The 12,941-nt window shown below is 70.4% G+C and carries 12 protein-coding genes; 7 read left to right on the plus strand and 5 right to left on the minus strand.

Annotated features, from left to right (window positions below):
• Positions 1 to 170 precede the first annotated feature (170 nt).
• The gene (gene mdoH / locus JOE48_RS18680) at positions 171 to 2,102 is read left to right on the plus strand and encodes a glucans biosynthesis glucosyltransferase MdoH (RefSeq protein WP_210032045.1); all 1,932 of its coding nucleotides are present in this window, start codon (positions 171 to 173) and stop codon (positions 2,100 to 2,102) included.
• Positions 2,103 to 2,545: 443 nt separating this feature from the next.
• A complete protein-coding gene (locus JOE48_RS18685; protein ID WP_210032046.1) occupies positions 2,546 to 3,211 on the plus strand; it encodes a L,D-transpeptidase in 666 nt (221 codons plus the stop codon).
• A 52-nt stretch (positions 3,212 to 3,263) separates the two neighbouring features.
• On the opposite strand, the gene JOE48_RS18690 is transcribed toward JOE48_RS18685, so the two are convergent.
• Both JOE48_RS18690 and JOE48_RS18695 read right to left on the minus strand, forming a co-directional pair.
• Positions 3,264 to 3,590 (minus strand): cupin domain-containing protein, encoded by a 327-nt coding sequence (locus JOE48_RS18690; protein WP_210032047.1) that lies wholly within the window; start codon positions 3,588 to 3,590, stop codon positions 3,264 to 3,266.
• 215 nt (positions 3,591 to 3,805) lie between these two features.
• A complete protein-coding gene (locus tag JOE48_RS18695; RefSeq protein WP_210032048.1) occupies positions 3,806 to 4,228 on the minus strand; it encodes a gamma-butyrobetaine hydroxylase-like domain-containing protein in 423 nt (140 codons plus the stop codon).
• Between the two features lie 81 nt (positions 4,229 to 4,309).
• Between JOE48_RS18695 and moaA the strand changes: the two genes are divergently transcribed.
• On the plus strand, positions 4,310 to 5,362 hold the full coding sequence (moaA, locus tag JOE48_RS18700; RefSeq protein ID WP_210032051.1) for a GTP 3',8-cyclase MoaA: 1,053 nt from the start codon (positions 4,310 to 4,312) through the stop codon (positions 5,360 to 5,362).
• Positions 5,363 to 5,405: 43 nt separating this feature from the next.
• Here moaA and radA read toward each other — a convergent pair whose 3' ends face one another.
• Positions 5,406 to 6,842, minus strand: a complete 1,437-nt coding sequence (gene radA / locus JOE48_RS18705) for a DNA repair protein RadA (protein ID WP_210032053.1) — start codon at positions 6,840 to 6,842, stop codon at positions 5,406 to 5,408.
• A gap of 205 nt (positions 6,843 to 7,047) precedes the next feature.
• Positions 7,048 to 8,130 carry an alanine racemase gene (gene alr, locus JOE48_RS18710; protein ID WP_210032056.1) on the minus strand — a complete coding sequence of 361 codons (1,083 nt, stop codon included), beginning with the start codon at positions 8,128 to 8,130 and terminating at the stop codon, positions 7,048 to 7,050.
• A 295-nt stretch (positions 8,131 to 8,425) separates the two neighbouring features.
• Between alr and JOE48_RS18715 the strand changes: the two genes are divergently transcribed.
• The 4 genes from JOE48_RS18715 to JOE48_RS18730 all read left to right on the plus strand — a co-directional run bounded on the left by JOE48_RS18715 (position 8,426) and on the right by JOE48_RS18730 (position 12,046).
• Positions 8,426 to 9,034, plus strand: a complete 609-nt coding sequence (locus tag JOE48_RS18715; RefSeq protein ID WP_210032058.1) for a CvpA family protein — start codon at positions 8,426 to 8,428, stop codon at positions 9,032 to 9,034.
• A 131-nt stretch (positions 9,035 to 9,165) separates the two neighbouring features.
• A complete protein-coding gene (purF, locus tag JOE48_RS18720) occupies positions 9,166 to 10,635 on the plus strand; it encodes an amidophosphoribosyltransferase (protein ID WP_210032059.1) in 1,470 nt (489 codons plus the stop codon).
• A 64-nt stretch (positions 10,636 to 10,699) separates the two neighbouring features.
• On the plus strand, positions 10,700 to 11,449 hold the full coding sequence (locus JOE48_RS18725; RefSeq protein WP_210032060.1) for an SDR family NAD(P)-dependent oxidoreductase: 750 nt from the start codon (positions 10,700 to 10,702) through the stop codon (positions 11,447 to 11,449).
• 186 nt (positions 11,450 to 11,635) lie between these two features.
• The gene (locus JOE48_RS18730) at positions 11,636 to 12,046 is read left to right on the plus strand and encodes a dihydrofolate reductase (protein ID WP_210032061.1); all 411 of its coding nucleotides are present in this window, start codon (positions 11,636 to 11,638) and stop codon (positions 12,044 to 12,046) included.
• On the opposite strand, the gene JOE48_RS18735 is transcribed toward JOE48_RS18730, so the two are convergent.
• Complete coding sequence (locus tag JOE48_RS18735; protein ID WP_210032062.1) at positions 11,977 to 12,933, minus strand: LysR family transcriptional regulator; 957 nt, start codon at positions 12,931 to 12,933, stop codon at positions 11,977 to 11,979. The two genes, JOE48_RS18730 and JOE48_RS18735, sit on opposite strands and share 70 nt — an antisense overlap.
• Between the last annotated feature and the right edge of the window lie 8 nt (positions 12,934 to 12,941).

Here is a 12,941-nt window from a genome sequence, read left to right on the forward strand (position 1 = left end):
TTCGAAGAACGCGGCGCCGGGAGGGGGGATTGATCCGTTCGGCTTCCGGCGGCCCGTGCGGCCGGGTCGGCTCCGTGTCCTCACCCCGCACATCGGTATTCACGGTCATCGGTTCCCGGCCTCGCGCGGCTGGGCGGCCGGCAGCCTTCCACGGTCGAGTTCCTCGCGCCATGTCCTCACGCGTCACCTCCTCCGCCGAGCGGCCGCATCGGAACGCAGGCCCGGTCACATCCGATCCGTCGGCCGCGGTTCCGCATCACGAGGTCTGGACGGATTCGCGACCGGCGCGCGTACTCCGGGTCCGACGCCTCGCCCTGGCGGTACCGAGCCTTGTCACGGCTGGCGGTCTCGCATGGCTCGCCGCGCTCGCCTACCCGGCGGGTGTCAGCCCGCTCGCCTGGGCGGTGCTGGTGCTGTTCAGCCTCGTCATGGGCTGGCAGGCCTTTGTTGCCTGCCAATACGTCTACGGGCTCATCGCCGGCGTCCTGGGAGACCGGGCCAAGTCGACGCTGGAGCTTCGCTCCGAGCAGGCCGACCCCGCGATCGCGGGAGCCGGACGCACCGCCGCCGTGGTGGCGATCCACGCCGAGGACGCGGTGGCGGTGTTCGCCCGCCTGCGGGTGATGGCGCGCTCGCTGGCCCACGCCGACGCGCAGGGCATCGACATCTTCGTTCTCTCCGACACGCGGGACGGCGCGATCGCTGCCGTCGAGGAGCACGAATTCGCCCGCATCCAGGCCTGGGCGGCGGCCGACCCGGTCCTGCCGAGGATCCGCTACCGGCGCCGAACCGAGAATGTCGGCCGCAAGGCCGGCAACATCGGCGAGTTCTGCCGGAGCTACGGCGCCGAGTACGCCTTCATGATCGTCCTCGACGCGGACAGCCTGATGACGGGCGCCGCGATGACCCGGCTCGTGCGTCTGATGCAGGAGAGCCCCCGCACCGGCCTGATCCAGACCGTGTCGTACGCGGCGGGCCGGGACACACTGTTCGCCCGCATCCAGCAATTCGCCGTCCGCCTCTACGCGCCGCTGGCTTTGCGCTGCCTGGAGACTTGGCAGGGGCCGGAGGGCAGTTACTGGGGCCACAATGCGATCCTGCGGATCGAGGCCTTCGCGGCGAACGCGCAGCTTCCCAAGCTCCCGGGGCGGGAGCCGCTCGGCGGTGAGATCCTGTGCCACGACATCGTCGAGGGCGCCCTGATGGTCCGCGCCGGCTGGGAGGTGCGGCTGCTGCCCGAGCTGGGCGGTACCTGGGAAGAGATGCCCACGAATCTCGTCGACCTGCTCGGCCGCGAGCGGCGCTGGTGCCAGGGCAACCTCCAGCACCTGCGGGTGCTGCCCTGGACGGGACTCCGCGCCGCGAGCCGCTGGCATCTCCTTGTCGGCATCCTCTCCTACGGGATGATGCCCCTCTGGATCGCTTTCGTCGGGCTGGCCGCCTGGCAGGCTGCGCGGACCGGCGATCTCGGCCTGCTCGCCTACGGGTTGACCGGACAAGGCGGGGCGGCTCATGCGCTGGCGATCCTCAGCGTCGCCGTGCTGGCGCTGCCGAAGCTCCTGAGCCTTGGCCACGTCCTGGCGGCGCCAGAGCGCCGGGCTGCCTTCGGCGGGACCCGGGCGCTGCTGGCGAGCGCCGTCCTAGAGCAGGCCGTGTGGGTTGTCCTGTGGCCGGTCCTGACCCTGTTCACCGCCGGCGCCGTGGTCTCGACCTTCCTGGGCCGGGTGGTGCGCTGGGAAACGCAGGATCGGGATGACCGGCAGGTCTCCTGGGCGGAGGCCTTCCGGCTTCAGGCCGACGCCGTGGTGGTCGGAGCCCTGATCGGCTTCGCTCTGGTCCTCGCCGGCAATGTCTGGCTGACGCTCTGGATGGCGCCGCTCGCCGTGGCCCTGATCACCAGCCCGGCCCAGAGCGTCTGGACCAGCCGCGCCGATCTCGGCCGCGCCGCGCGGGCTCGGGGCCTGTTCCTCACCGCCGACGACACCGCACAGGCGCCCGAACTGGCCGAACTCGCCCAGATTCGCGGGCTGCCCGCCGCGCCGGCCCCGCTCCGCCTGGCCCCGCGCGAGCCGGCCATCTGGCTCGCTGCCGACGAGGCCTGACACGGCCCCGCTTCGTCCTTCCGGGTTGCCGCAGGCGAGCCTGGAACCCAGAGCCGCGCTCGGAGCGAGGTACTGGCGCCGCGGTGCGTCTGGATCCCGGGTTCGGCTGCGCGGCCCCGGGCTGACGCGGTGAGACGGCAGCCACGTCTCCGCGCGGTAAGGCTGCAAGCGGCAAGGCTGCAAACGCGCCTTCGCGCTGCCCGCCGAACCGGGCGCGGCACGGGTCGCGATCGTCAGGGCCCACGGCACGCATCCCCACTCTTATGGCCAAGCTGCCACAGTGTTGCCATCGAGTCACGGGCGGGCGGAACCGCCTGGACGGGTCGGTTTCAGGCTTGGTTTTAGGGCACGAGCGTTTACCCAATGGCGACGATCGGCACGGCATCGTGCCCCGGTATTCGCCGCGTTCCCGCCATATTCCGCGCCTGCCCCGAGAGGCTTTGATGCGTCGTTTTCTTCCCGCCCTGATCGGGCTTTTTGGCGCGGCCGCGTGCGCCGCGCCGGCTCTGGCTTACGAGATCGACCCGCTGACGCGCCAGCCGCTGAACGACGCGCTCACCGTGCGGGTGCGCCCGCAGGCCGTCGAGACCGTCGCGGTGCCGGTGGCCAACGCCTCGCTCAACGCCGCCGACCCGCTGAGCGCCGATGCCGCGGTGCCGCAGATGTCGGCAATCCCGCGGGAGACCGTGGCCTATAACGGCCCCTACGGCGCCGGCACGATCGTCGTGTCGACGGCCGAGCGGCGGCTCTACTACGTGCTAGGCGGCGGTCAGGCCCTGCGCTATGGCGTCGGCGTCGGCCGGCCGGGCTTTACCTGGGGCGGCGTGCAGACCATCACGATGAAGCGCGAATGGCCGGATTGGCGTCCGCCATCGACCATGCTGAAGCGCCGGCCTGACCTGCCACGCTACATGAAGGGCGGTCTTGAGAACCCGCTCGGCGCCCGGGCGATGTATCTCGGCGGCTCGATCTACCGGATTCACGGCTCCAACGAGCCGGAGACGATCGGCACCGCCGTGTCGTCGGGCTGCATCCGCATGACCAACGAGGACGTGATGGATCTCTACACCCACGCCAAGGTGGGCACGAAGGTCATCGTCCAGCGCTGATGGTCTTCCGGATTTGACGGGAGGGCCGGCCGCGAGGCCGGCCCTTCTGCGTTCAGGCGGCGGGCAGGGTCACCAGCGTATCCGGGCGCTTCACCTCGATCTCGATGAACGCGATCGGATGGTCGGACCCGTTCATCACGTCGTGCCGGATGCCCGCGGGACGCATGTAGGATTGCCCGGCCGCGAGCGCCGTCTCGCTGACCGCCGCGCCGTCATGGACACGCAGGATCCCGTCCACCAGCATCACCACGAAATACGGCCAGCCGTGCTCGTGCCAGCCGGTCACGGCGCCGGGCGGGAAGTCCCAGCGTGTGATGCGCACGGTGGCGTCGTCCTGCTGGACGGTGGGCGTGGCGGGTATGGTGCAGGCGAAGGCCATGGGGGCTCCGAAGGTGGTGGGCGACTCGACGCGCCCGCGCCGACGCGATGCAAGCCTCTGGCCTTCGCCAAGTTGCAAATCGACCCGCGCCGTCATCGCGAGCGCAGCGAAGCGACCCAGGGAGGCGCGACCTCTGAGATCGTGGCGCCGCTGGATTGCTCCGCTCCACTCGCAACGACGCGGCTTGGGGCCAGAGTAAGCTGGAGCGGCTGCCCTCAGTGGCACCCGCAGGAGCCCGAGCCGCAGCCCCCGCCCTGCTTCACCGAGGCGGTGCGCGCGGTCTCGCGGTCCAGCCCGCGCTCGGCGAGTTCGGTGAGGTAGGTGGTCCAGCGGGTCTCGTACTCGCGTCCCAGCGTGTGGAGGTAGCCCCAGCCGTAGATGCCGGTGTCGTGCATGTCGTCGAAGCCGAGCTTCACCGCGTAATTGCCGACCGGCTGCACCGCCAGGATCGCCACGGCGCGCTTGCCGCCGATCACCTTCCGCTCCAGCGGCGAATGGCCCTGCACCTCGGCCGACGGGCTCGAGACCCGCAGGTACTCGGCCGGAAGGGCGTAGCGCGCCCCGTCCTCGAAGGCGACGTTGAGCACCCGCCGATCGGCCGACAGGCGGATCTCGGTCGGCCACAGATCCTCGGTCACGGGCCACACTCCTCACGCAATCTGGGGCTGCGGCCCGGGACCTGCTTGCCCGCGACCGCTTAGGGCATCATATGCCGGACGATGCTCGATGACAGCTCCCTGACGCCGCAATCGTTCGCGGTCGGCGCGCCCGCCGGGCCCGCGCCGCTGATCGACCCGTTCCAGCGGGCGATTTCCTATCTGCGTATCTCGGTGACCGATCGCTGCGACTTGCGCTGCGCCTACTGCATGTCCGAGCACATGGAGTTCCTGCCCAAGCGCGATCTGCTGACTCTCGAGGAACTGGACCGACTCTGCGGCGTGTTCATCGCCCGCGGCGTGCGCAAGCTCCGGATCACCGGCGGCGAGCCGCTGGTGCGCCGGGACATCATGCATCTGTTCCGCCGCCTCTCGCGTCACCTCGAGTCCGGGGCGCTGGAGGAGCTGACGCTCACCACCAACGGCACGCAACTCACACGCTACGCCGACGAGCTGGCGAGCCTCGGCGTGCGCCGGATCAACGTCTCGCTCGACACCCTCGACCCGGACAAATTCCGGGCGATCACCCGCCGCGGCGACCTCAAGGTGGTGCTCGACGGCATCGCGGCGGCGCGGGCGGCCGGGATGAAGGTGAAGATCAACGCGGTGGCGTTGCGCGATGTCAACGCCGACGAGATCCCCAGCATGATCGCCTGGGCGCACGGCCTCGGCATGGACATGACGCTGATCGAGGTCATGCCGCTCGGCGAGATCGAGGCGGACCGGACCGACCAGTTCCTGCCCCTGTCGGTCGCCCGGCAGCGCCTGGAAACCCGCTACACCCTCACGCCGCTGCCCGACCGCACCGGTGGCCCGGCGCGCTACGTGCGCGTCGAGGAGACCGGCGGGAAGCTCGGCTTCATCACGCCGCTGACCCACAATTTCTGCGAGAGCTGCAATCGGGTGCGCCTGACCTGCACGGGCCAGCTCTACATGTGCCTGGGTCAAGAGGATTCGGCCGATCTCCGGGCGGTCCTGCGCGCCTCGCAGGACGATGCGGTGCTGGCCCAGGCGGTGGTCGAGGCGATCACCCGCAAGCCCAAGGGCCACGACTTCGTCATCGAGCGCCAGCGCCCGGCGGCCGTGCCGCGGCACATGAGCGTGACGGGGGGGTAGAAGCGCCGTCCTTGCTTCGCTTCGCCAGCAAAGACGGGAGCCCTCACATCTCCTCGTCGGCGTAGCGCGACGGTTGCCGCCCGCGCTGCCCGGAGCCCTTCCGCGGCGCGCCCGCGCTGATCCCCGCCACCAGGTCGGCGATGTGGCGCAGCGTCTCCACCGACAGCGCTTTCTCGCCCTCGCCGCGACCCTGCGGGATCAGCGCCTTGGCGAAGCCGAGCTTCTGGGCCTCCTTCAGCCGCGATCCCGCCTGTGCGACCGGCCGGATCGCGCCGGAGAGCCCGATCTCGCCGAAATACACCGTCTCGGGCGGCAGCACGGCGCCCGACAGGGATGAGACCAGGGCGGCCGCCACCGCGAGGTCGGCCGCGGGCTCGGTGATGCGCAGGCCGCCGGCCACGTTCAGATAGACGTCGTGGCTTCCGAGCCGGATGCCGCCATGGGCCTCCAGCACGGCGAGCACCATCGACAGCCGGTTCGGGTCCCAGCCGACGACCGCCCGCCGGGGCATGCCGAGCGAGGAGGGGGCGACGAGCGCCTGGATCTCCACCAGCAGCGGCCGCGTGCCCTCCATACCGGCGAAGACCGCCGTGCCGGCGGCCTGATGGTCGCGGCCCGCCAGGAACAAAGCCGAGGGGTTCGGCACCTCGCTCAGGCCCGCATCGGTCATCTCGAACACGCCGATCTCGTCGGTCGGCCCGAACCGGTTCTTCACGGCGCGCAGGATGCGGAAATGGTGGCCCTGGTCGCCCTCGAAGGAGGCGACCGCGTCGACCATGTGCTCCACCACGCGGGGACCGGCGATCTGCCCGTCCTTGGTGACGTGGCCCACCAGGATCACCGCCGTGCCGGTGGTCTTGGCGAAGCGGATCAGCGCCTGGGCCGAGGAGCGGACCTGCGTGACCGTGCCGGGGGCCGATTCCACCGTCTCGGTCCACATGGTCTGGATCGAGTCGATGATCGCGAGCGCCGGCGGCCGGCCCTGGCTCAGGGTCTCGACGATGTCCTCGACATTGGTCTCGGCCGCGAGCTGCACCGGGAGCGCGCTGAGCCCCAGCCGCTCGGCCCGCAAGCGCACCTGCCCCACCGCCTCCTCGCCCGAGATGTAGGCGACCCGCTCGCCCGTCCCCGCCATGGCGGCCGAGGCCTGCATCAGCAGCGTCGACTTGCCGATCCCGGGATCGCCGCCGAGCAGGATCACCGAGCCGCGCACGAAGCCGCCGCCGGTGACCCGGTCGAGCTCGCCGATTCCCGAGGGGATGCGCGGCGCCTCCTTGGCCTCGCCGGTCAGCCCCTCCAGCGGGAACACGCGGCCACGATTGCGCGACGGCCGGGTCGCGGCCGGCCCGGATTGGCCGGTGGCGGAGGGTGCCTCCTCGACGATCGTGTTCCAGCCGTTGCAGGCCTCGCAGCGCCCGCGCCAGCGGTTGTAGACCGCCCCGCAGGATTGGCAGACGAAGGTCTGGTGGATCTTGGCCATGGCTCGGTCGGGTCCGGGCGTCGCGAGCTTTCGGGACTGGCCGTCATTCCGGGGCCGCGGAGCGGAGCCCGGAATCCAGAGCCGCCGCGGTGCCCCGTTTCGATGGAGGCGCCGCGCTTCAGCGAGAGGCGCTGGCGGTTCTGGATTCCGGGTTCGCCTGTGGCGCGCCGGAATGACGGAGTGACCTCTCAGCGCGACGGGTGAATCAGCAGGACTCTACATAGGTTCGAACATAACGAGAACCCAGGCCGGTGAGAATCTCGTAGCCGATCGTCCCGGCAGCGCGGCCGACCACGTCGATGTCGAGAGCGTCGCCGATCAGCACGGCGGTGGCGCCGCGCTCCGCCGTGGGTGCCGCGGTGACGTCGAGGATGATCAGGTCCATCGAGACGAGGCCGAGGATCGGGCACGGCACGTCGCCGACCAGCGCCTGCCCGCGTCCGCTGATCGCCCGGGGGAAGCCGTCGGCATAGCCGAGCGAGAGCGTCGCCAGCCGGCTGGGCGCGGCGGCGGTCCAGCGGCCGTTATAGCCTGCGGTGGCGCCGGCCGCGACATCGCGCACCTGGGCGATCATCGCCTCCAGCTTCACCACCGGGCGCATCGGGTTCGCGGCCCCGGGTGTCGGGTTGCCGCCGAACAGGGCGTAGCCCGGCCGCAGAAGGTCGTGCTCAGCGCCGCCGAGGAAGACGCCGGATGAATTCGCCAGCGAGGCGGTCAGGGCCGGATAGGCCGCACGCACCCGGGCGAAGTCGGCGATCTGCCGGGCATTGACCGGATCTTGCGGCTTCTCGGCGCTGACGAGGTGGCTGAGGATCAGGTCGATGCCTGAAGCCGCGATCCGCGGGTCGCCCGCGAGGTCCAGCGCCTCCGGCACCGACAGACCCAGCCGATTCATGCCGGTGTCGACATGGAGCGCCGCGGGCAGGCGCCCAGCCGAGAACGCCGCCCAGTCCGACAGTTCCTCGATGCTGCCGAGGACCGGGCGCAGGTTGTGCGCCGAGAAGGCCCCGGCAGCGCCAGGGGCGAGGCCGTTCAGCACGTAGATCGCGGCCTCCGGCAGGGCGGCGCGGGCCGCGACGCCTTCGGACAGGTGGGCGACGAAGAAGGTCCTACAGCCGGCCGCCCAGAGGGCGGGCCCGACCCGAGCGATGCCGCAGCCATAGGCGTCGGCCTTCACCACGGCGGCGCAGGCGGCACCCTGGCCGCGCGCAGCGAGGGTTCGCCAGTTCGCCGCGATCGCCCCGAGGTCGATCGTCAGCCGGGCCCCGTGGGCGCCGATCTCCGTCATTGGTCCGGCTTCGACCACGCAGACCCTCTCCCTCCGCTCGCGACCGGGATCCCGGAAGCACAGGCCTGACCCATAGCATCCGGACGGCGCGGGGGTGAGCCGGGTCCGCCGCGAGCTGGCCTGCACCCATCGCTAGGTCCGTCTGATCAGGGGGGCTGATGCATGGACGGCACAGCTCCGGGCCGAGGCGCGTGCGCCAGGGTGACGGCAGTGGTCCGGCTTGGTATAAATCCACTGCGGTCCGGGGGAGCCGCACGGCCGACGCGCCATCCTCTCGGGTACCAAAAGCTCAACGATGCCGTTTACCGTTCTGGATCTCGTCGTGCTCGGCATCGTCGCGGTCTCCGCGCTGCTCGCGGCCGTGCGTGGCGTCACCCGTGAGGTGCTGGCGATCGTCGCCTGGGTGGCCGCCGCCGCGGTCGCCTGGACGCTGTACCCAATGCTCCTTCCCACCGTGAAGCAGCACGTGAACAGCGACACCGTCGCGCTGGTCGCCTCGATCGCGGCGATCTTCCTCGGCACGCTGATCATCGTGTCGATCATCACGGTGAAGATCTCGGACGTGGTGCTCGATTCGCGTATCGGCGCGGTCGACCGCTCGCTCGGCTTCCTGTTCGGGGCGGCTCGCGGCTTCCTGATCTGCGTGATCGGCTGGGTGTTCCTGTCCTGGCTGGTTCAGGGCAAGGTGCCCGACTGGGCCGCGCAGGCGCGCTCGCGCCCGATGCTGGAGAAGTCCGGCGACGCCCTGGTGGCACAGCTGCCCGAGAACCCGGAAGGCTTCCTCAAGCAGTTCAAGAAGCCGAAGACCGGCGCGCCGCCCAACGAGGCCACCGACGCGCCGGCCGAGACCGATCCGGCGCCCCAGCGCCGAACCGAGACCGCGCCGACCCCGACGCGACGCTGATCTGCGGTATTCGCCGTAGGTCGGCGCACGCGGAGCGCCTAGATAGCGGTTCCGGGGTTGATCGGATTGTATCCGCGACGACCGGCGCGCCGGCCCGTCGCCGCCGGGTCCTGTGAGTGATCGACCGCCTCATGTCACACGCCGCCAATCCCAGCGCCGATTTCGACCTCGATGGCGACACGCTCCGCGAGGAATGCGGCGTCTTCGGCATTTTCGGGCACCCGGAGGCCTCGGCCATCGTGGCGCTCGGGCTGCACGCCCTGCAGCACCGCGGCCAGGAGGCGGCCGGCATCGTCTCCTTCGACGGCTCCGTGTTCCACTCCGAGCGGCGCCCGGGCCTCGTGGGCGATTCCTTCTCGGACGGCGAGACCATCGCCCGCCTCAAGGGCCGGTCCGCTATCGGGCACGTGCGCTACTCGACCACCGGCGGGACGATCCTGCGCAACGTGCAGCCGCTCTTCGCCGAGCTCGCCAGCGGCGGTCTCGCGGTCGCCCATAACGGCAACCTGACCAACGCCCTGTCGATCCGCCGCGACTTGGTGCGCGACGGCGCGATCACCCAGTCGACCTCTGACACCGAGGTGATCCTGCACCTCGCGGCCCGCTCGCGGAAGCCGCGGATCATCGAGCGCTTCATCGACGCCCTGCAGGCGATCGAGGGCGCCTACGCGATCGTGGCGCTCACCAACAAGAAGCTGATCGGCGCCCGCGATCCGATGGGCATCCGCCCGCTGGTGCTGGGCGAGCTCGACGGCCGCTACATGCTGGCCTCCGAGACCTGCGCGCTCGACATCATCGGCGCCCGGTTCGTGCGCGACATCGAGAACGGCGAGATCGTGGTGATCTCCGAGGAGGGGATCGAGTCGATCCGCTTCGCCGACGCCGTGCCGATGCGGCCCTGCATTTTTGAGTACATCTACTTCGCCCGGCCGGATTCCGTGGTGAACGGCAAGAGCGTCTACGGCGTGCGCAAGGCGATCGGCAGGGAGCTCGCCCGCGAGGCCGCGGTGGCGGCCGACATCGTCGTGCCGGTGCCGGATTCCGGTGTACCCGCGGCGCTCGGCTTCGCGCAGGAGACCGGAATCCCGTTCGAGATGGGGATCATCCGCAACCACTATGTCGGCCGGACCTTCATCCAGCCGACCCAATCGGTCCGCGAGCTCGGCGTGCGGATGAAGCACTCGGCCAACCGCGCGGCGATCGAGGGCAAGAGCATCGTCCTCGTCGACGACAGCCTCGTGCGCGGCACGACCTCGGTGAAGATCGTCCGGATGATGCGCGAGGCCGGCGCCGCGGAGGTGCATTTCCGGATCGCCTCGCCGCCGATCACCTACCCGGACTTCTACGGGATCGACACGCCCGAGCGGGAGAAGCTGCTCGCTGCGACCCACGATCTCGAGGGGATGCGCGAGTATATCGGCGCCGATTCGCTCGCCTTCCTGTCGATCCCCGGCCTCTACCGGGCGATGGGCGAGGAGACGCGGGACACGGCCTGCCCGCAATATACCGACCATTGCTTCACCGGCGAGTACCCGACCGGATTGACGGACCTGTCCATCGCGGGGCCGAAGCGCTTCGCCATGCTGGCCGAGGCGGACTGACAGGATCTGGGGGTTCCGCGCGAACGGGCATCCCCCGCGCGCGGAAATGCGCTAGGTCCTGCGCATGGCTGAGTCTCAGAGACATCTCGAAGGCCGCGTCGCGGTCGTCACCGGCGCATCCCGCGGCATCGGGCGCGCCGCAGCCCTGGCGCTCGCCGGGGCCGGCGCCCACGTGATCGCGGTGGCGCGCACGGTCGGTGCCCTGGAAGAGCTGGACGACGCGATCCGCGCCGCCGGCTCCAGCGCCACCCTCGTGCCCTTCGACCTCTCCGATTACGAAGCCATCGACCGGCTCGGCGCGGCGATCAACGAGCGCTGGAAGCGGCTCGACATCCTCGTCGGCAATGCCGGCATCCTCGGTGCGCTCATGCCGATCGGCCACATCACCCCGAAGATCTGGGGGCAGGTGATGGACGTGAACGTCACCGCCAACTGGCGCCTGATCCGCTCGCTGGACCCGCTGCTGCGCATGTCGGATGCCGGCCGGGCGATCTTCGTCTCCTCGGGCGCATCGTCGAAGTGCCGGCCCTATTGGGGACCGTACTCGGTCTCGAAGGCCGCGCTCGAGGCGCTGGTCCGCACCTACGCGGCCGAGAACGAAACCACGGCCATCAAGGCGATGCTGCTCAACCCCGGTCCCCTGCGCACCGGGATGCGCCGCTCGGCGATGCCCGGCGAGGATCCGGAAACCCTCCGGACGCCCGAGGACCTCGCTCCCCATTTCGTGCGCCTCGCCGCGCCGGACTGGACCGAGACCGGCAAGCTCTACGATTTCCCCACCGACCGGGTGCTGAGCTTCCGTGCGCCCGAATGATCGCGGCGGCGATTGTTTGATGGGGGTGTCTCCCCCAGCCCCAGATCCTGAGGTGACGGAGCGAGGCGGAGGCCTTCAGAAGTCTCGCGCTTCTCTGGATCCCTCCTTCGAGGCCCGCTGGCGCGGGCACCTCACGATGCGGGATTGGACGGGACGAACCGGTTTCCTTTCAGTGAGTGGCTTCCGATGATCGACGTCCGCTGCATCTGTGCGATCGGCCTGCGCGGCCAGCTCGGCCTCAACGGTCACCTGCCCTGGGAAGGGAACACCGACCCGCTTTTCGTCGAGGACGTGACGCGCTTCTTCGCGCTCACCATGGGCCATGTACTGATCGCCGGGCCGAAGACCGTGGCCTCGGTGCCCGAATTCGCCTTCAAGGACCGCACCATCGACGTGATCCGCAGCCACGAGGATCCGGAAGCCGTGCTCAAGCGCTACCCGGGCCGGCGGATCTTCGTGGGCGGCGGCATTGCCGTGTGGAACGTCTACGCGAAGTACATTCAGAACTGGGACATCACGCGCCTGCCTTATGACGGCGACGCCGACCGCTGGTTCGATCCCGCGTGGCTCGTCGGCGGCCCGCTGCGGGCCGCCTGAGGCGCACGTTCCACGCCGGACGGCGCCGCCCCGCCCGCGGGGGGAAGCAGCGCCATCAGCGCCTGCAGAGGAGCGCTGGCCTCCCCTGACCATACGAGATGGGTCCGGTTGAGGCGCAGATGCGCCGGCAGCGGATGGCGCTCGACCGCACTACCCACCACCGCCTGATCGAGCACCTCGGTCGGGATGATCGCGACGCCGGTGCCGGCGGCCACGCAGGCCACGATGGCGTGATACGAACTCATCTCCAGGATCCGTGCGGGTGAGGCCCCCGCCTCGGCAAGCCATTCGATCAGGCGCTGGCGGTAGGAGCAGCCGTGCGGAAACGCCACGAGAGTCTGCCCGCTCAGCGCGGCGGCGTGGCCGACCCGGGGGACCTTCCGGCCGGTGATCAGCACCAGATGCTCGTCGAAGGCCGGCACCGACGACAGCTTTCCGCGCTCGAACGGTTCGGACACGAAGGCCGCCTCGATCTCGAAACGCTCGAGTTGCTGGAGCATCGCGCGGGTCGTGCCGGTTCTCAGCTCGATGGTCACGTCGGGGTAGCGCGCGTGGAAGGCCGACAGGATCGGCGGCAGCCGCGCGCCGGCGGCACTCTCCAGCGAGCCCAGCCGCAGCAGCCCGCCCACGACGCCGCTGCGCAGCTCCTGCTCGGCGAGGTCCGCCAGGTCCAGAAGCTTCTCGGCATGGCCCAGGAGCGTCCGTCCGGCCTCGGTCAGAACGAGGTTGCGGCCCTGGCGGCGGAACAGGGCGACCCCGAGCCGCTCCTCGAATTGCTTGATCCGGGTGGTGACGTTCGACGGCACGCGGTGGAGCAGGCTCGCGGCCCGCGTCACGCCGCCCTCGCGCACCACGCAGCGGAAGATGTGCAGGTCGTCCAAGTCCATCGTTCTCA

The sequence above is a fragment of the Methylobacterium sp. PvR107 genome (genome assembly GCF_017833295.1).
Lineage (GTDB): Bacteria > Pseudomonadota > Alphaproteobacteria > Rhizobiales > Beijerinckiaceae > Methylobacterium.